This is a genomic window from Pseudomonas sputi, from assembly GCF_021603585.1.
GTDB classification, from domain to species: domain Bacteria; phylum Pseudomonadota; class Gammaproteobacteria; order Pseudomonadales; family Pseudomonadaceae; genus Aquipseudomonas; species Aquipseudomonas sputi.
In genome coordinates this window covers 30,380-47,683 of record NZ_BQHI01000035.1, presented here as the reverse complement: position 1 = coordinate 47,683, position 17,304 = coordinate 30,380, and the positions used below count along the sequence as shown (strand labels likewise).

At 60.2% G+C, this 17,304-nt stretch carries 16 protein-coding genes; 6 read left to right on the top strand and 10 right to left on the bottom strand.

Annotated features, from left to right (window positions below; translation table 11 throughout):
- Window positions 1-218 precede the first annotated feature (218 nt).
- On the top strand, window positions 219-821 hold the full coding sequence (locus L6D81_RS29570; protein WP_007951213.1) for a cold-shock protein: 603 nt from the start codon (window positions 219-221) through the stop codon (window positions 819-821).
- 83 nt (window positions 822-904) lie between these two features.
- Here L6D81_RS29570 and L6D81_RS27040 read toward each other — a convergent pair whose 3' ends face one another.
- The 3 genes from L6D81_RS27040 to L6D81_RS27030 form a co-directional block, all read right to left on the bottom strand.
- Window positions 905-1,111 (bottom strand): SlyX family protein, encoded by a 207-nt coding sequence (locus L6D81_RS27040; RefSeq protein WP_039766003.1) that lies wholly within the window; start codon window positions 1,109-1,111, stop codon window positions 905-907.
- Window positions 1,112-1,114: 3 nt separating this feature from the next.
- The gene (locus L6D81_RS27035; protein ID WP_236182651.1) at window positions 1,115-1,540 is read right to left on the bottom strand and encodes an HIT family protein; all 426 of its coding nucleotides are present in this window, start codon (window positions 1,538-1,540) and stop codon (window positions 1,115-1,117) included.
- Window positions 1,541-2,008: 468 nt separating this feature from the next.
- The gene (locus L6D81_RS27030; protein ID WP_236182650.1) at window positions 2,009-2,362 is read right to left on the bottom strand and encodes a hypothetical protein; all 354 of its coding nucleotides are present in this window, start codon (window positions 2,360-2,362) and stop codon (window positions 2,009-2,011) included.
- 75 nt (window positions 2,363-2,437) lie between these two features.
- On the opposite strand from L6D81_RS27030, the gene L6D81_RS27025 reads away from it, so the two are divergent.
- The gene (locus L6D81_RS27025; protein ID WP_236182649.1) at window positions 2,438-3,784 is read left to right on the top strand and encodes an OprD family porin; all 1,347 of its coding nucleotides are present in this window, start codon (window positions 2,438-2,440) and stop codon (window positions 3,782-3,784) included.
- 122 nt (window positions 3,785-3,906) lie between these two features.
- On the opposite strand, the gene L6D81_RS27020 is transcribed toward L6D81_RS27025, so the two are convergent.
- Window positions 3,907-4,746 carry a mechanosensitive ion channel family protein gene (locus tag L6D81_RS27020; RefSeq protein WP_236182648.1) on the bottom strand — a complete coding sequence of 280 codons (840 nt, stop codon included), beginning with the start codon at window positions 4,744-4,746 and terminating at the stop codon, window positions 3,907-3,909.
- A 139-nt stretch (window positions 4,747-4,885) separates the two neighbouring features.
- Complete coding sequence (locus L6D81_RS27015; protein WP_011335651.1) at window positions 4,886-5,371, bottom strand: YajQ family cyclic di-GMP-binding protein; 486 nt, start codon at window positions 5,369-5,371, stop codon at window positions 4,886-4,888.
- A gap of 140 nt (window positions 5,372-5,511) precedes the next feature.
- On the opposite strand from L6D81_RS27015, the gene L6D81_RS27010 reads away from it, so the two are divergent.
- Genes L6D81_RS27010 through L6D81_RS27000 form a run of 3 tightly spaced genes read left to right on the top strand, consistent with a single transcriptional unit; the run spans window position 5,512 to window position 9,099 of the window.
- Complete coding sequence (locus L6D81_RS27010; RefSeq protein WP_236182647.1) at window positions 5,512-6,429, top strand: putative 2-dehydropantoate 2-reductase; 918 nt, start codon at window positions 5,512-5,514, stop codon at window positions 6,427-6,429.
- 45 nt (window positions 6,430-6,474) lie between these two features.
- Entirely contained in the window at window positions 6,475-8,511 is a 2,037-nt protein-coding gene (locus L6D81_RS27005) for a sensor histidine kinase (protein WP_236182646.1), read from the top strand.
- A gap of 3 nt (window positions 8,512-8,514) precedes the next feature.
- Window positions 8,515-9,099, top strand: coding sequence for a cob(I)yrinic acid a,c-diamide adenosyltransferase (locus L6D81_RS27000; RefSeq protein WP_236182645.1), 585 nt, complete (start codon window positions 8,515-8,517; stop codon window positions 9,097-9,099).
- A gap of 137 nt (window positions 9,100-9,236) precedes the next feature.
- Here L6D81_RS27000 and L6D81_RS26995 read toward each other — a convergent pair whose 3' ends face one another.
- The 4 genes from L6D81_RS26995 to secA all read right to left on the bottom strand — a co-directional run bounded on the left by L6D81_RS26995 (window position 9,237) and on the right by secA (window position 14,951).
- Window positions 9,237-10,181 carry a Nudix family hydrolase gene (locus L6D81_RS26995; RefSeq protein WP_236182644.1) on the bottom strand — a complete coding sequence of 315 codons (945 nt, stop codon included), beginning with the start codon at window positions 10,179-10,181 and terminating at the stop codon, window positions 9,237-9,239.
- Window positions 10,178-10,810 (bottom strand): glutathione S-transferase family protein, encoded by a 633-nt coding sequence (locus L6D81_RS26990; RefSeq protein ID WP_236182643.1) that lies wholly within the window; start codon window positions 10,808-10,810, stop codon window positions 10,178-10,180. The genes L6D81_RS26995 and L6D81_RS26990 overlap by 4 nt, the downstream gene beginning before the upstream one ends.
- A gap of 62 nt (window positions 10,811-10,872) precedes the next feature.
- Entirely contained in the window at window positions 10,873-12,090 is a 1,218-nt protein-coding gene (gene argJ, locus L6D81_RS26985; RefSeq protein ID WP_085606632.1) for a bifunctional glutamate N-acetyltransferase/amino-acid acetyltransferase ArgJ, read from the bottom strand.
- Between the two features lie 122 nt (window positions 12,091-12,212).
- A complete protein-coding gene (secA, locus tag L6D81_RS26980) occupies window positions 12,213-14,951 on the bottom strand; it encodes a preprotein translocase subunit SecA (RefSeq protein ID WP_236182642.1) in 2,739 nt (912 codons plus the stop codon).
- 307 nt (window positions 14,952-15,258) lie between these two features.
- Here secA and L6D81_RS26975 point away from each other — a divergent pair, with 307 nt between their 5' ends.
- The gene (locus L6D81_RS26975; protein WP_236182641.1) at window positions 15,259-15,714 is read left to right on the top strand and encodes a DUF721 domain-containing protein; all 456 of its coding nucleotides are present in this window, start codon (window positions 15,259-15,261) and stop codon (window positions 15,712-15,714) included.
- A 10-nt stretch (window positions 15,715-15,724) separates the two neighbouring features.
- Here the strand turns inward: L6D81_RS26975 and L6D81_RS26970 are convergent, their stop codons facing one another.
- The gene (locus L6D81_RS26970) at window positions 15,725-17,212 is read right to left on the bottom strand and encodes a helicase HerA-like domain-containing protein (RefSeq protein ID WP_236182640.1); all 1,488 of its coding nucleotides are present in this window, start codon (window positions 17,210-17,212) and stop codon (window positions 15,725-15,727) included.
- Between the last annotated feature and the right edge of the window lie 92 nt (window positions 17,213-17,304).

Genomic DNA, 17,304 nt, shown 5'->3' with positions numbered 1-17,304 from the left:
CGATAGACGCGAAAAATCGTCCGACGCCTGCCGCTGGCCGGCGTAATTTGAGTACCCGCAGGCTTTGCTGTTAAATAGGCAGTGTGTCGCTACGCCCCGTTTTCCGGGCCTGCGCATAGGCTGATGCCGGGTACGTGTCCAACGCCTCTTTTTGTTCCGAAGCGAACCGTGCGCCTTCAGCTCTTCCTTGTGAGCCGTCATAACGTGAGTCAATAAAAATGTTGAAAATCGTCCACCTGCTAATGGGCGCAGCAGCCTTGCTGCTGTCCTTCATACCTAGCCTGAAGTCCGAAGCGGTACCTTACCTGCAACAACCCGATGCACTTTACCTGGCCTTTTTCGGCCTGCTGAACCTGATCCTTGCGCCAGTCATCCCTTACTGGAACAAAGGTCCGCGCCAGCATCTGCAAAACCTGGTCAGCGCCCTGCTGGTCCTGACCGTTGTCCTGCAAACCCTGACCCTGATCGCGCCGATGCCTGTCATCGCCGGCCAGCCAGCCGTGCTGTTCAGCCTGGTGATCGCACTGGTCGCCGTGGTGCTGCACCTGGCCGTCAGCTTCTACAAATCCTCACCGGCCGCCGCCGCGCAAAGCTACGACATGAGCAACCGCGATACCGGCACCGTCAAGTGGTTCAACACTTCCAAGGGCTTCGGTTTTATCTCCCGGGATTCCGGCGATGATATTTTCGTGCACTTTCGCGCCATCCGTGGCGAAGGTCACCGCGTTCTGGTCGAAGGCCAGCGTGTGGAGTTCTCGGTGATGAACCGTGACAAGGGCCTGCAGGCCGAAGACGTGATCGCCGCCCTGCCGCGTCGCTGATTCACGCCTCCTGGCACTAAAAAACCGCGAACAGCCTGGCTGTTCGCGGTTTTTTTATTCACGGGAACATGCCCACCCAGCTCTCAATAGTGTGGCGGCGGCGCATCCTCTTCAAAGGATCCGATCTGGCCCACCATCTCTTCCTGGCGCTTGAGCACAGCCGCCATCTGCAACTGCAGACGCTCGACCACTCGCTGCTGCTCCACCAGCACATCGTTCAATGCCTGAATGGTGTCGTCCTGAAACGCCAGGCGGCTTTCCAGCTCGGTAACACGTTGTTCAAGGCTCATGACTCAGCTCTCCAGAAAGGTGAAATCTTCGTCCAGTACCAGACGCAGGCGCTCGCGGATCGCGACCACTTGCTCGGCACTGTAAGGCTTGGCGGGGTGCCTGCCCCATACCGGTGCCGGCCAGGCGGCATCGTCCCGCTTACGCACGATCACATGCATATGCAGCTGACTGACGACATTCCCCAAGGTCGCGACATTCATCTTGTCAGCGTCGAAGGAATCCTTGAGCACCTCGGCCAGGGCCGTGGTTTCCTGCCACAACCGCTGCTGGTCGGCGACATCCAACTGAAACAACTCGCTGATATCGTCCCGACGTGGCACCAGGATGAACCACGGGTAGTTGGCGTCGTTGGACAACAGCAGTCGGCACAGCGGGAAATCGCCGATGGTCAGCGTGTCCTGTTGAAGTCGTGGGTCTAAAGCAAACACTGCGCGCACTCCCGGCGAAATGACCTGTTTTCAGCTTAGCGCCCCGCAGTGAAAGCAGCGCGCCAGGCGACTGGACGGCAGCATACCTGCGATTGCGGCGTCCTTCACGGCGAATGCGCCACGGCAAGGATCTGCGACGCCCTGCAATAGGACATTTACGGCACGAGCGCACCAGTACGGAACCCGAACCGTCTTCGAACGGGGTGAAACGAACGGTTCAGGACGCAGGGTTCACGCAGCATCAACGGCTCGACTAGATGGATTCGGTAAAGCCATTGAAATTTTTTGCACCAAAACCGCACAGCACGTCTACGCTCAGTGGGTCGGGCATCCGCCGAATACTCACCAACGGGGTGAACCGGTAACGTTTTTGGTTGTCGCGCTGCGACTTTCAGGGAGCAACACCATGCGAAGGATGGCGTCAAGCCTGTTCGAAAGGCCCTCGCGCCCCCCGGTTTTATGAGGTTTTTACAGCATCAGACGAGCACCTTGAAAAAAACCGGAACAATTCAGCGGTTTGTGCACGCTTGTTGCATTCATACCCATATGGACTATAAGCGCACCACAAGAAGTGGATGCCTTGAGCCCCATAAAAACAGTGGCAGGGCTGCCCGATGGAGATTCAAGCGTTTTGCCAAGGGACTCTTTTTTACCGATGCTCAAGCGCTGTAAAACAGCGCTGAAGTTGTCAGTCCCATTGCATTTGGACTGTAAATTTGCGACATCTACCAAGCCGATTGCGACACGCTCGTAAAGAAGCCGAAAGGTTGGATGCGCAAGTATCGCCAACATGGTCGGCGTGATATAAGTTTGCGCCGACACAAAAAGAAAGAGCCGCCCAGATAATAAAACAGGTGGGACGGCAGTACTCTTCTAAAACCAAAGGAGCAAATCACGATGCGCGTGATGAAGTGGAGCATGATCGCACTGGCAGTTGCAGCAGCAGCCAGTACTCAGATGGCTACGGCCGCACCGTTCGTAAGTGACCAGGCTGAAGCCAAAGGCTTTGTTGAAGACGCGAAAGCTGATTTGCTGATTCGCAACTATTACTTCAACCGTGACAACAAAGACGGTGCCCGTGACGTAAAAGACTGGACCCAAGGTATCTGGGGCAACTTCAGTTCCGGTTACACCAAAGGTACTGTTGGCGTCGGCGTTGATGCATTCGGTTACCTGGCCATCAAACTGGACGGTGGTGCTGGCACCAGCGGCTCCGGCAACATGAGCCGCAGCAACGAATTCAATGCAAACGGTTCCCGCGACCCTGACGACAGCCAAGGCAAAGCCGGCGCTGCCATCAAGTTCCGCGTATCGAAAACCGAGCTGAAAGTCGGTGACATGCAGCCTAGCACCGCTCCGGTGTTCGCTGTCGGCGGCTCCCGTATCCTTCCGCAAACTGCCAGCGGTTTCCAACTGCAGAGCAGTGAGATCAAAGACCTTGACCTCGAAGCCGGTCACTTCTACTCGGCAACCAGCCAGGACCGTAACTCCCGTGAAGGTGGTCTGTACGCGACCTACGCTGGTGTTGAAGCCAACACCATCGACTACTTCGGTGGCAAGTACGGCATCACCGAAAACCTGAGCGCATCGCTCTACGGCGCCAAACTGGAAGATATCTGGAACCAGTACTACGCCAACGTGAACCTGACCACTCCATTTGGTGGTGACACTTCGCTGAACACCGACTTCAACATCTATCGCACCACCGACACCGGAAGCGCGAAAGCCGGTGACATCAGCAACACCGCGTTCTCCCTGGCCACCGCTCTCTCGTTCCTGAAAGCGCACACCATCACCCTGGCCTTCCAGAAGGTCAACGGCGACACTCCGTTCGACTACATCGGCGTGGGCAAGAACAACCGTGGCGGCGACTCGATCTTCCTCGCCAACTCCATCCAGTACTCTGACTTCAACGCCCCTGGCGAGAAGTCGGCCCAGATCCGTTACGATCTGAAAATGGCCGAGTACGGCGTACCAGGTCTGAGCTTCATGACCCGTTACGTGAAAGGTTGGGACATCGACGGCACCCACACTCCAGCAGGCAGCGCCTACGCTGGTCTGTATGGCGAAGATGGCAAACACAACGAAACCAACTTCGAAGCCAAATACGTAGTTCAGTCTGGCCCGGCCAAAGACCTGTCCTTCCGTATTCGTCAGGCCTGGCACTTTGCTAACGCTGACCAAGGCGAAGGCGATATCAAAGAGTTCCGTCTGATCGTCGACTACCCACTGTCGATCTTGTAATCGCCAACATTTAGTTTGCGGTAACAACAAAAAGGCCCATCTTCGGATGGGCCTTTTTTGTTGCTTTGCTTTTGCGTTAATTGCCTGACCGATAAGTCAGGCAATTAATTAGCAACCTATCATTACACCACCGACTCCTGAACCACACGAATCACTCGCTGCGGAAACGGGATATCAATGCCGGCAGTCTTTAAACGATCACGCGACTGCTCGTTAAACATGAACATCACATCCCAGTAATCCGCCGTTTTCACCCAGACCCGCAGGGAAACAGTGATCGAACTGTCACCCAGCGTCGAAATAACAGCTTGAGGCGCCGGATCCTGCAGAACGCGCTCATCCTTGGCCAGATCCAGCAGCACCTGACGGGCCTTTTGCAGATCGGCTGCGTAATCCACACCTACGTCGAACACAACCTTGCGGGTCGGCTGACGGTTGGTGTTGGTGATGATGCCGTTCGACAGGTTGCCGTTCGGTACGATGATGGTCTTGTTGTCGCCGGTGCGCAGCACAGTGTGGAAGATCTGAATGCTGTCGACGGTACCCGCCACACCCTGGGCTTCGATCCAGTCACCGATGCGGAACGGACGGAACAGCAGAATCAGCACGCCGCCGGCGAAGTTCGCCAGGCTGCCCTGCAATGCCAGACCGATGGCCAGGCCGGCCGCACCGATCGCCGCGACGAACGAGGTGGTTTCGACGCCGATCATCGACGCCACGCTGACGATCAGCAGCACTTTGAGAATGATATTGGCCAGGCTGCTGATGAAACCTTGCAGCGCCAGGTCGGCATTGCGCAGGGCCAGCAGGCCGCCGAGCTTTTGCGTGACCTTGTTGATCAGCCACCAGCCGATGGCCAGGGTAATAACCGCCAGCAGCACACGACTGCCGTATTCCATGATCATCGGAATCCACGCCTGGGACGCCTTGACCAGGTTGTCCACCTCAGCATTCAAATCCATCTTTTATCTCCTGATTGCCGGCTTCCCGGGCTGTAAAAAACCAGCGGCAGAAAGACCGAGCCGAACAGGGCTCAATCGTTTCTGCCGTTGCTTGGGCCTCGGACGCTGTAAACGCCGAGAGGTTCCCGACCGAAAAAGCTTAGTCGCGGAAGTTGTTGAACTGCAGTGGCATGCCGAATTCCTTGGCACGCAGGGCCGCGATGGCTTCCTGCAGGTCGTCACGCTTCTTGCCGGTCACACGCACCTGCTCGCCCTGAATGGCAGCCTGCACCTTGAGCTTGGCTTCCTTGATGTGGCCGACGATTTTCTTCGCCAGCTCCTTATCAATGCCTTCCTTGAGGACGGCGTCCTGCTTCATCAGCTTGCCCGAGGCGAAGGAGTCTTTGACTTCGAGGCACTGCACGTCGATCTTGCGCTTGACCAGGGCCAGCTTGAGGATCTCGATCATCGCTTCCAGCTGGAAATCAGCTTCAGCGGTCAGGTGGACGGTCAGGTCCTTTTCCTTGTATTCGAAGCTGCCCTTGCCTTTCAGGTCATAACGACGATCGAGTTCCTTCACGGCGTTCTCGACCGCGTTGGTGAGTTCGTGTTTGTCCAGTTCGGATACCACGTCGAACGACGGCATGTAATCTCTCCAATAAAAAGGCGCGCTCGTACGGGACGCGGCGCGCTTGGCTTGCGGTTAAAATCGGGCTCATTATAACGGGTCTTTTCCTACCGACACGGCGAGCCTTGCATGCCTGTACCTTACCGAGTGAAAAACTGATGTCCACCCCCTGGCATGTCCTCGGTGCCGGAAGTCTCGGCACGCTCTGGGCCACGCGCCTGGCCCGGGCCGGATTGCCGGTCCGGCTGATTCTGCGCGACATCGACCGCCTGCACGACTATGCAACGGCCGGCGGCCTGACCCTCGTCGAACAAGGCGTGGCCAGCCGTTACGCCATCCCCGGGGAAACCCCGGACAGTCCCGGGCCGATCCGCCGCCTGCTGGTGGCCTGCAAGGCCTACGACGCCGAAGCTGCGGTGGCCGGGCTTGCCCATCGCCTGGCACCGGACGCCGAACTGATTCTTTTGCAGAACGGCCTCGGCAGCCAGGAAGCGGTCGCCGCGCAAGTTCCACAGGCCCGCTGCATCAGCGCCTCCAGCACCGAAGGCGCGTTCCGCGATGGCGACTGGCGCGTCGTGTTCGCCGGCCATGGTTACACCTGGCTGGGGGATGCCGGTCATCCGGTGGCGCCGGTCTGGCTGGACGATCTCGATGCGGCCAAAATCCCACACGAATGGAGCGCCGACATCCTCACTCGCCTGTGGCGCAAACTCGCGCTCAACTGTGCGATCAATCCGCTGACGGTGCTGCACGACTGCCGCAACGGTGGCTTGCAGCAACATCACTGCGAAGTCGCCACCCTTTGCAGCGAATTGACCGAACTGCTCGAACGCTGCGGGCAACCGGCAGCAGCGGATAACCTGCAACAGGAAGTCGAACGGGTGATCCAGGCCACGGCAGCGAATTTCTCGTCCATGTATCAGGACGTGGCCAGTCAACGCCGCACCGAGATCAGCTATCTGCTCGGCCATGCCTGCAAGGTTGCGGAGCGTCATCAGTTGAACCTGCCGCATCTCAAGCAATTGCAGCAGCGCTTGACCGCTCATCTGCACAGTCTCGGATTGCCCGTCGACTGAGCAGCGGCTACGCTGGCCACTTGTTCCTTTGCTGCGATAAACCTGATGCCATTGCGCCAGCGTCTTGAAAACCTGCCGGTCGGCCAGAAACTGCTGGCCGCCCTGCTGGTGCTGTTGACCACTGTGTTGCTGGTCGCCAACCTGACTTTTATCAGCGCTGCCTACTACATATCCCAGGAAAGCATGGCGCCCCAGGCATTGCAGACCATCGGCCGGCTGGTGTCCAACCCGAGCCTGGTGGCCGACGCCTTGCAGTCGCCACAAAGCGCCGAGCGCCTGCTCAAGGAACTCGACAGCTATTCCCCGCTGCGCGCCGCCGCTTTATATGACGGCAAAGGCGAACGTCTGGCGCAATTGCAGCACGGCGACAAACTCAACTTGCCGGAACGCTACCGGCACATCGAAGCCTGGCAACTGACCGAGTTTCGCAGCAACCAGTTGATCACCCTGCCCCGCCCCGGTACTGCCCCGGGACACCTGCTGTTGGTGGCCAGCAGCGAACTGCCGATGGCGTTCTACACCGGTACACTCACGGCCAGTCTGGGGATTCTGATTTTCAGTGTGCTGCTGTGGCTGGTCATCGCCCGGCAGATCAAACGCCTGATTACCCGGCCGATCCATCAACTGGAAGAACTTTCCCGCCAGGTGACTCGAGAAGAGAACTACGCGCTGCGCGCCTCCCGGGGTAACCACGACGAAATCGGCAGTCTCGCCGAGGCGTTCAACACCATGCTGTCGCGCATCGAGGCCCGAGAGCAGCAGCTCAAACGCGCCCGCGACGATTCCCAGGCGGCCTACGATCAGGCCCAGGGTCTGGCCGAAGAAACCCGCCACACCAACCGCAAGCTGGAGCTGGAAGTCCAGGTGCGCAGCAAGATCGAGAAAAAACTCACCGGGTTCCAGAACTACCTCAACAGCATCATCGACTCCATGCCTTCGGCGCTGATCGCCCTCGACGAACAGCTCTACGTCACACAATGGAACCAGGAGGCCAGCGCGCTATCCGGTACACGACTGGACGAAGCGCTGAACCAGCCGATTTTCCTCGCTTTCGAGCCGCTCAAGCCGTTCCTGCCGCAACTCAAGCAGACCGTCGAACAACACACGGTGGCGAAAATCGAACGGGTGACGTGGTTCAAGGACGACGAGCCCAAGCACTACGCCCTGACCTTCTATCCGTTGATGGGCGGCGCCGGGCGCGGCGTGGTGATCCGGATCGACGACATCACCCAGCGCCTGTCGCTGGAAGAAATGATGGTGCAGTCGGAAAAAATGCTGTCGGTCGGTGGACTCGCCGCCGGCATGGCCCACGAGATCAACAACCCGCTGGGGGCGATCCTGCACAACGTGCAGAACATTCGCCGACGCCTGTCGCCCGACCTGCCGAAGAACCTTGAGCAGGCCGAGCAACTGGGCATCGAACTCGACACCGTGAACCGCTACCTGCAAAGCCGGGAAGTTCCGCAACTGCTCGACGGCATCCAGCAGGCCGGTGCCCGCGCGGCAAAAATCGTCACGCACATGCTCAGCTTCAGTCGTCGCAGCAACCGCCAGATGGCGCCGTGCGACCTGCCGGCGCTGATCGATCAAGCCGTGGAGATCGCCGGCAACGACTTCGACCTGGCCATCGGTTTCGACTTCAAGGGTCAGGCAATCATCCGCCAGTTCGATCCGGCACTGGGCCCGGTGCCCGGCACCGCCAACGAACTCGAGCAGGTGCTGCTCAACCTGTTGAAAAACGCCGCGCAGGCGATTCACCAGCGCGAAGATGACAGTGAGCCGGGGCGAATCACCCTGCGCACCCGGCTCAATCCGCCCTGGGCCGAGATTCAGGTCGAGGACAACGGCATCGGCATGAGCGAGAACGTGCGCAAGCGTACCTTCGAGCCGTTCTTCACCACCAAGGAAATCGGCCAGGGCACGGGCCTCGGGCTGTCGGTGTCGTACTTCATCATTACCAACAACCACAAAGGGCAGATGGAAGTGCAGTCGGCGCCGGGGCAAGGCACCTGTTTCACCCTGCGCCTGCCGCTGGCGCAACCGGCGCCCATCGCCGCCGAAACCAATCAACTACCGAGGTAAACCATGGGCTTTCGCTTGTCGAAGATCTACACCCGCACCGGCGACAAGGGCGAAACCGGACTCGGCGACGGCCGCCGGGTGCCCAAGGATCACCCGCGCATCGAAGCCATTGGCGAGGTCGATACGCTCAACAGTCAGGTCGGCGTGCTGCTGGCCGGGTTGATCGCCGAGCGCGAAACCTGCCCCGGACTGAACGAACTGATCGACGTGTTGGCGCCCTGCCAGCACCGGTTATTCGACCTTGGCGGTGAACTGGCGATGCCGGAGTATCAGGCATTGAACACAGCAGAAATCGAACGGCTGGAAGCCGCCATCGATGTCTGGAACGAGGAATTGGGGCCGCTGGAGAATTTCATTTTGCCGGGCGGTTCGATGCTGATTGCCCAGGCCCATGTCTGCCGCAGCCAGGCGCGCAGTGCCGAACGGCGTTGTCAGCATTTGAATGCGATCGAACCGTTGGGCGGGGTTGGCCTGGCGTATATCAATCGCTTGTCGGATCTGTTATTTGTCGCGGCCAGATTGATTGCGCGGCGCCAGGGTGTTGCAGAAATCCTGTGGCAACCGGCGGCGAAACCTTCAGATCAGTAACGACTGTCAGGACGTCTTCGTCGGAACGCCGCCCGGAGCAAGCCCGCTCCCACAGTTGATTGCATTCCAACGGGAAGAACTCGATCAACTGTGGGAGCGGGCTTGCTGACGAAGGGGCCATCAGCGTCACTGAAGCGTCAGGCCTCAGGCCAGAACGCTCTAATTCCCGCCACACCCTGAGCCCCGGCGTTCCACGCTTTCTCGCGCTCTGCTGGGCCGACTCCACCCAGCAGAAACACCGGTTTACTAAAGCCTTCGATCAACGTCGATGCCTGTTCCCAGCCCAACGGCTGTGCATCCGGGTGAGTCAGGGTCGGCTGTACCGGCGACAGGGTGACGAAATCCACGCCCATCTGCTCGGCCAGCGCCAGTTCTTCAGCGTTATGGCAGGAAGCCGCCAGCCAGCGCTCCGCCGGTAGCGGGCGCCCCGCGGCGGCGTATTTGCGCAACTGTGCCGAGGTGATGTGCCAGCCGGCCGCCGGAAAATCGCCCAGCCACTCGAACGGGCCCTTGATCATCAACTGCGCCTTGCCGGCGCACAGGCCGACTGCGTCTACCGCAAGGTCGCGATACTTCGGGTCATAACCATTGGGCGCACGCAGCTGGATCAGCTTGATGCCACCGGCAATCGCCTTCTGGATGCCGCGCAGCAACGCCGGGGTTTCCAGGTCTTCCGGGGTGATCAGGTATTCGGCGGGCAAGCGCGCCGCCGCCACGATAGGCTGGTTGGCCGCCGGGAATTGATAGTCGCCCAACTCGCGCGCCGTCACCCACGCCAAGGGCTGGCCTTCGGCGCCATGGGGCTCACCAGTGAAGCTTGAAACCTCCCAGACATCCAGCAACACCTGCTTGTCCGGGTAATCATGGCGCACCTTGATCAGCGGCCGAGCAGCGCCGGCGACGATGCCCAACTCTTCGTGCAGTTCGCGGGCCAGCGCGGTTTGCACCGACTCATCGGCCTCGACCTTGCCACCCGGAAATTCCCAGAGACCACCCTGATGCTGGGTATCGGCACGCCGGGCGATCAGAATCTTGCCACTGCCGTCACGAATGACGGCGGCGGCGACGTGTACACGTTTCACGACTGCAATTCCTCCAGTCCAGCCTTTTGCCAGGCCTTGAAGGCTGGCCATTGGTAGACGGTTTCAACATAGGCTTGATCTTCGGCCGGCAACTTCACCTGATAGGTGCGCAGGCGCACGGCAATCGGCGCGAAGAACGCATCGGCCAGCGACACCCGACCGAACAGGTAAGGCCCAGGCTCGGTCGCGGCAGCGCGGCATTCGGCCCACAGCGCGAGCATGCGTTCGATGTCGACCTTCACCTCCGGCGGCACCGGATTGAGCGGCGCATCGTGGCTCAAGTTGAACGGCATGTGATTGCGCATGGCGAAGAAGCCGCTGTGCATCTGTGCGCAGGCGGATCGCGCCTGGGCACGGGCGAAGATATCGGTCGGCCAGAGCTGCTCGGAAGGAAACTGTTCGGCCAGGTATTCGGCAATTGCCAAAGAGTCGGCAATGGTGCCGCGGGTGGTTTTCAGCAACGGCACCTTGGCGGTCGGTGAATGCGCCAGCAGCCGCTCGCGAGTGTCGGGCTTGCCGAGTCTGACCAGTTCTTCGGTGTAAGGCGCACCGGTCAGTTCAAGCGCCAGTGCCGCACGCAGGGACCAGGAGGAAAGCAGTTTGTCGCCAATGATCAGGTGAAGGCTCATGTTCGGGTCCTTTCATGGGACAGCAGAAAAGGAGGCCCGCAGACCTCCCTCTTCGGCAGGGATCAGGTGCGATATTCGGCGTTGATCTTCACGTACTCGTGGGACAGGTCGGTGGTCCAGATGGTTTCGCTGCAATCGCCGCGACCCAGTTCGATACGGATGGTGATCTCTTCTTGCTGCATCACTGCCGAGCCCTGGGCTTCGGTGTAGGTCGCGGCGCGGGCGCCACGGCTGGCAATGCACACGTCGCCAAGGAATACGTCGATCTTGCTGACGTCCAGGTCCGGCACGCCGGCACGGCCGACGGCGGCGAGGATGCGGCCCCAGTTGGGGTCGGAGGCGAACAGTGCAGTCTTGATCAGCGGCGAGTGAGCCACGGTGTAGCCGACGTCCAGGCATTCCTGGTGATTGCCGCCGCCGTTGACTTCAACGGTCACGAACTTGGTCGCGCCTTCGCCGTCACGCACGATGGCCTGGGCCACATCCATGCACACCTCGAACACGGCCTGTTTCAGTTTGGCGAACAGCTCGCCTTCGGCACGGGTGATTTCCGGCAGCGCCGCCTTGCCAGTGGCGATCAGCATGCAGCAGTCGTTGGTCGAGGTGTCGCCGTCGATGGTGATGCGGTTGAACGACTTGTTGGCGCCGTCCAGCATCAGGTTGTGCAGCACGTCACGGGAGACTTTGGCGTCGGTGGCGATGTAGCCGAGCATGGTCGCCATGTTCGGGCGGATCATCCCCGCGCCCTTGCTGATGCCGGTGACGGTGATGGTCACGCCGTCATGCTGGAATTGGCGGCTGGCGCCCTTTGGCAAGGTGTCGGTGGTCATGATGCCGGTGGCGGCGGCTTCCCAGTTGTTTTCCGACAGATCGTCCAGCGCGGCCTGCAGGGCGCCTTCAATCTTCTCGACCGGCAGCGGTTCGCCGATCACACCGGTGGAATACGGCAGGATCTGGCTGGCATCCACGCCGGTCAGCTCGGCCAGTTTGGCGGTGGTGCGCTCGGCGGCGGCCAGGCCTGGCTCGCCGGTACCGGCGTTGGCATTACCGGTATTGGTCAGCAGATAGCGCACCGGGTTCTGCACGCGCTTCTTTGCCAGGATCACCGGCGCTGCGCAGAAAGCGTTCAACGTGAACACGCCCGCCACCGTGGAACCTTCGGCGCAACGCATCACGACGACATCCTTGCGCCCCGGGCGCTTGATGCCGGCCGAAGCGATACCGAGTTCAAAACCGGCAACCGGGTGCAACGTTGGCAAAGGACCAAGACCAACAGCCATGAATGCGCTCCTTACTCAATGATGTCAGCACCGCCAAGCGTAGTGACGGTGGTGTAAATGGCAAAACGCCGCGACGGCTGGTGCCGGTCGCGGCGCGGGTATTTCAGCGATTGAAACGGGGTTTACTGGATCTGCCCGTGGCAATGCTTGAATTTCTTGCCCGAACCGCAGTAGCACAGTTCGTTGCGGCCCAGCTTCTGCTCGTTGCGCACCGGGGCGGCAGCTAGGGCGACATCGACCTCCTCACCCACCAGTGCTTCCGGTTGTTCCAGACCTGGCGCTTCAGCGTGTTCGAACTGCATGCGGGCGGCCAGTGCTTCGGCTTCCTGACGCAGGCGCTGCTCTTCTTCGACCGGATCTTCGCGGCGAACCTGAACGTGCGACAGCACACGGATCGAGTCGCGCTTGATCGAATCCAGCAGTTCGGAGAACAGCTTGAAGGACTCGCGCTTGTATTCCTGCTTCGGGTTCTTCTGCGCATAACCACGCAGGTGGATACCGTGACGCAGGTGATCCATGGTCGACAGGTGGTCTTTCCACAGGTCGTCCAGAACGCGCAGCACGATCTGCTTCTCGAACGAACGCAGGGCTTCGGCGCCGGCCTGGTCTTCTTTTTCGTTGTACGCGGCGATCAGCTCGTTCATCAGCTTCTCGCGCAGGGTTTCTTCGTACAGGTGATCGTCTTCATCGAGCCATTGCTGGATCGGCAGCTTCACGCCGAAATCGCTGGCAATCGACGCTTCCAGACCGGCCACGTCCCACTGCTCTGGCAGCGATTGCGGCGGAATGTGCGCGCTGACAGTGGCGTTCAGGACATCCTGACGGAAGTCAGCGATGGTTTCGCCGATGTTGTCCGCAGCCAGCAACGTGTTACGCATGTGATAGATCACTTTACGCTGTTCGTTGTTGACGTCGTCGAACTCGAGCAGTTGCTTGCGAATGTCGAAGTTGCGGCCTTCTACCTTGCGCTGTGCCTTCTCGATGGCGTTGGTCACCATGCGGTGCTCGATGGCTTCGCCAGGCTGCATGCCCAAGGCCTTCATGAAGTTCTTCACCCGGTCGGAAGCGAAGATGCGCATCAGGCTGTCTTCCAGCGACAGGTAGAAGCGGCTGGAACCGGCGTCCCCCTGACGGCCGGCTCGGCCACGCAGTTGGTTGTCGATACGACGGGATTCGTGACGCTCGGACGCGATCACCTGCAAACCGCCGGACTCCAGCACTTGCTGGTGACGCTTCTGCCAGTCGGCCTTGATCTGGGCGATCTGCTCAGGGGTCGGGTTTTCCAGCGACGCGACTTCAACTTCCCAGTTGCCGCCCAACAGAATGTCGGTACCACGACCGGCCATGTTGGTGGCGATGGTCAGGGCGCCCGGACGACCGGCCTGCGCAATGATTTCAGCTTCTTTTTCGTGGAACTTGGCGTTCAGAACCTTGTGTTCGATGCCTTCCTTCACGAGCAATGCGGACATGTGCTCGGAGGTTTCGATGGTCGCAGTACCCACCAGCACCGGACGGCCGGCGGCCATGCTTTCCTTGATGTCATTGACGATTGCCGCGTATTTCTCTTCGGCGGTCAGGAACACCAGGTCGTTGTAGTCCTTACGGGCCAACGGCTTGTTCGGCGGAATGACCATAACGTCCAGACCATAGATCTGGTTGAATTCGAATGCTTCGGTATCCGCGGTACCGGTCATGCCGGACAGTTTGGTGTACAGGCGGAAGTAATTCTGGAACGTGGTCGAGGCCAGGGTCTGGCTCTCGGCCTGGATATTCAGGCCTTCCTTCGCTTCGATGGCCTGGTGCAGGCCTTCGGACAGACGACGGCCCGGCATGGTACGACCGGTGTGTTCGTCCACCAGCACGACCTGGCCGTCCTGCACGATGTATTCAACGTTGCGGTTGAACAGCTTGTGCGCACGCAGACCGGCATAGACGTGGGTCAGCAGACCCAGGTTGTGCGCCGAGTAGAGGCTCTCGCCTTCAGCCAGCAGGCCGACGCGGGTGAGCATGTCTTCGATGAACTGGTGACCGGCTTCGTTGAGTTCGACCTGACGGGTCTTCTCGTCAATGGTGTAGTGACCAGCCTTGGTGACTTCGCCTTCGACTTCTTCAACGTGCAGTTCCAGCTGCGGGATCAGTTTATTGATCTCCATGTACAGCTTGGAGCTGTCCTCGGCCTGACCGGAGATGATCAGCGGGGTACGCGCTTCGTCGATAAGGATGGAGTCGACTTCGTCGATCACGGCAAAGTTGAGTTCGCGCTGGAATTTTTCTTCCATGCTGAACGCCATGTTGTCGCGCAGGTAGTCGAACCCGAATTCGTTGTTGGTGCCGTAGGTGATGTCGGCGGCGTAGGCAGCGCGTTTCTCCTCCGGCGGCTGGAACGGCGTCACGATGCCGACGCTCAGACCGAGGAATTCATACAGCGGACGCATCCAGTTGGCGTCCCGGCGAGCCAGGTAATCGTTCACGGTCACAACGTGCACGCCCTTGCCGGACAGCGCGTTGAGGTAAACGCCCAAGGTACCCACCAAAGTCTTGCCTTCACCGGTGCGCATTTCGGCAATCTTGCCTTCATGCAGGGTCATGCCGCCGATCAGCTGGACGTCGAAGTGGCGCATGCCCATGACCCGCTTGCCGGCTTCGCGGGCAACTGCAAAGGCTTCCGGTAACAGCTTGTCGAGGGTCTCCCCCTTGGCAATGCGGTCTTTGAACTCTGCGGTCTTGGCGCGCAGTTGGTCGTCCGAGAGGGCGACCATCTTCTCTTCGAAGGCATTGACGAGCTGCACCGTCTTGAGCATGCGTTTGATTTCACGCTCGTTCTTGCTTCCAAAAAGTTTCTTTAACAAAGGCGCAAACATATCGGCAGGATCTTCCACACTAAAGGGATGGAGGGCGGCCCCGTGAGTCGCCCGTGCAGCCCTCATGGCCGCATGCGAACGAGCATTCTACCCGGAAACGGTGGTGAGGAAAGTGGGGATATTCCACGATGCTGGCACTGCGCTTTGACGGGGCTCACTTAAAATAGGGGCGTTTTGCTCAACTTCAAGCCATGCAGGGAAGAAGTTAGTCGTTGATTTAATGGGCAAAGCAGGGATAAAAGCAATGGGCGAGTGAAACCGGTGCCATCTGCTACCATGGCGCCTCTACAACTTCAGGTCCTAGATCATGGCATTTCGCCCTCTCACAGCCAGAGCGCCCGCCGTTCTGCTACGCGAAGCCAGGCCGTTGAAAGCCATCCTCGGTCATGCCCAACGCCTGGCCCATCTGCAACGTCTGCTCGAAAGCCAGCTGCAACCTGCCGCCCGCGAGCATTGCCACGTGGCCAGGTGGCGAGAAGGCGAGCTGCTGCTGATCGTCACCGACGGCCATTGGGCCACCCGCCTGCGTTATCAGCAGAAACGTCTGCAACGACAACTGCAGATGTTCGACGAATTCGCCAATCTGACGCGGATCAAGTTTGCCGTGCGGCCACCGACCGTCCAGCGCGAAGCGAGCGGCCCTACGATCGATCTGTCGACGGATGCGGCGGCGACCATCCAGGCCACCGCCGAAGGCATCAGCGATCCGAATCTGCGGGCGGCGCTGGAACGACTGGCCGCCCACGCCAAACCCAAAACCTGAGCCTTGTTGATCAGCGGCGTTTGCTGCCGCCGAGCAATGATCCCATCAGACCGCGCACCAACTGCTTACCCAGCGAATTCGCGGCCTGGCGCATCGCCGACTTGAGCGCCTGCCCCGCCGCCGTGCCGAGGAATTCTCCGGCCCTGTCCGCCAGGCTCGGCTCTTCAGCCGCCGGTTTACCCGGCGCCGCTTCAGCCTCCGGCGCCAGCCCCTTGCGGCCCATCAGGATTTCATAGGCCGACTCGCGGTCGATCGGCTTGTCATACCGCCCCTTGAACGGCGAACCGGCAATCAGCACCGTGCGCTCGGTCTCGGTCAACGGCCCGATCCGCGATTGCGGCGGTGCCACCAGCACCCGCTGAACCCTTTCCGGCGTGCCCTTTTCTTGCAAGGTGCCGACCAGGGCTTCGCCAATCCCCAGCTCGGTGAGCACCGACAACGTATCGAACGCCGGATTCGGCCGGAAACCATCTGCCACCGCTCGCAGGGACTTCTGCTCCTTGGCGGTGAACGCGCGCAGACCGTGCTGGATCCGCAACCCCAGTTGCGCCAGCACATCGTCCGGCAGGTCGCCCGGCGACTGGGTGACAAAATACACGCCCACCCCTTTGGAACGGATCAGCCGCACCACTTGCTCCAGCCGTTCCTGCAACGCCTTGGGCGTGTCGCCGAACAACAAATGCGCCTCATCGAAAAACAACGCCAGCAACGGTTTGTCGGCATCACCGCGTTCCGGCAGTTGTTCGAACAGCTCGGCCAGCAGCCACAGCAGGAAGGTCGCGTAAACCTTCGGCGCCTCGTGCACCAGACGGCTGGCGTCGAGCAGATGGATGCGACCGCGGCCGTCGGCGGCCGGTTGCAGAATGTCTTCCAGTTGCACGGCCGGTTCGCCGAACAACGCTTCGGCGCCCTGCTGTTCCAGAGTGGCCAGCCGCCGCAACAGCGCCTGACTGGAACCGGTGGTGAACAGCGCGGCGTCTTCGCCCAACAGTTGCGGATTGTCCTTGAGGTGATTGAGCAGTGCTTTCAGGTCTTTGAGATCCAGCAGCAAGAGGCCTTCACGATCCGCCACTTTGAACGCCGCGTACAGCGCCGACTGCTGGCTGTCGGTCAGCTCCAGCAGAGCGCCAATCAATAGCGGCCCCATTTCGCTCAAGGTGGTGCGCAGCGGATGACCGGACTGACCGTGAATGTCCCACAAGGTCACGGGGTAGGCCTGAGGCGTGTGCTTGAGCCACGGCATGCCGGCGATGCGCTCGGCAACCTTGCCCTGGGGATTGCCGGCGGCACCGAGGCCGCACAGGTCGCCCTTGACGTCGGCGGTGAACACCGCGACCCCGGCGTCGCTGAATGCCTCGGCCAGACGCTGCAAGGTGACGGTCTTGCCGGTACCGGTGGCGCCGGCTACCAGACCATGACGATTGGCCAGGCGCAGGGCCTGGGCGATCGGTTGCCCGGTGAGGTCGGCGCCGATTATGAGTTGCAAGGAGTCAGGCATTTGGTCACCCAATGGTTAATCTTTGTCGAGCATGGCCGATAGCTAAAGGTGACAGATGCGACTGACAACCGCATCGGAGATTTCCCTAAGGA

Excerpts from the sequence above, each read along its gene's own strand:
- L6D81_RS27010 (WP_236182647.1), top strand. The coding sequence starts at position 5,512 with ATGTCCACCCCCTGGCATGTCCTCGGTGCCGGAAGTCTCGGCACGCTC.
- argJ (WP_085606632.1), bottom strand. The coding sequence starts at position 12,090 with ATGGCTGTTGGTCTTGGTCCTTTGCCAACGTTGCACCCGGTTGCCGGT.
- L6D81_RS27015 (WP_011335651.1), bottom strand. The coding sequence starts at position 5,371 with ATGCCGTCGTTCGACGTGGTATCCGAACTGGACAAACACGAACTCACC.
- L6D81_RS27020 (WP_236182648.1), bottom strand. The coding sequence starts at position 4,746 with ATGGATTTGAATGCTGAGGTGGACAACCTGGTCAAGGCGTCCCAGGCG.
- L6D81_RS29570 (WP_007951213.1), top strand. The coding sequence starts at position 219 with ATGTTGAAAATCGTCCACCTGCTAATGGGCGCAGCAGCCTTGCTGCTG.
- L6D81_RS26970 (WP_236182640.1), bottom strand. The coding sequence starts at position 17,212 with ATGCCTGACTCCTTGCAACTCATAATCGGCGCCGACCTCACCGGGCAA.
- L6D81_RS27000 (WP_236182645.1), top strand. The coding sequence starts at position 8,515 with ATGGGCTTTCGCTTGTCGAAGATCTACACCCGCACCGGCGACAAGGGC.
- L6D81_RS27005 (WP_236182646.1), top strand. The coding sequence starts at position 6,475 with ATGCCATTGCGCCAGCGTCTTGAAAACCTGCCGGTCGGCCAGAAACTG.
- L6D81_RS26975 (WP_236182641.1), top strand. The coding sequence starts at position 15,259 with ATGGCATTTCGCCCTCTCACAGCCAGAGCGCCCGCCGTTCTGCTACGC.
- L6D81_RS26990 (WP_236182643.1), bottom strand. The coding sequence starts at position 10,810 with ATGAGCCTTCACCTGATCATTGGCGACAAACTGCTTTCCTCCTGGTCC.
- secA (WP_236182642.1), bottom strand. The coding sequence starts at position 14,951 with ATGTTTGCGCCTTTGTTAAAGAAACTTTTTGGAAGCAAGAACGAGCGT.
- L6D81_RS27025 (WP_236182649.1), top strand. The coding sequence starts at position 2,438 with ATGCGCGTGATGAAGTGGAGCATGATCGCACTGGCAGTTGCAGCAGCA.
- L6D81_RS27040 (WP_039766003.1), bottom strand. The coding sequence starts at position 1,111 with ATGAGCCTTGAACAACGTGTTACCGAGCTGGAAAGCCGCCTGGCGTTT.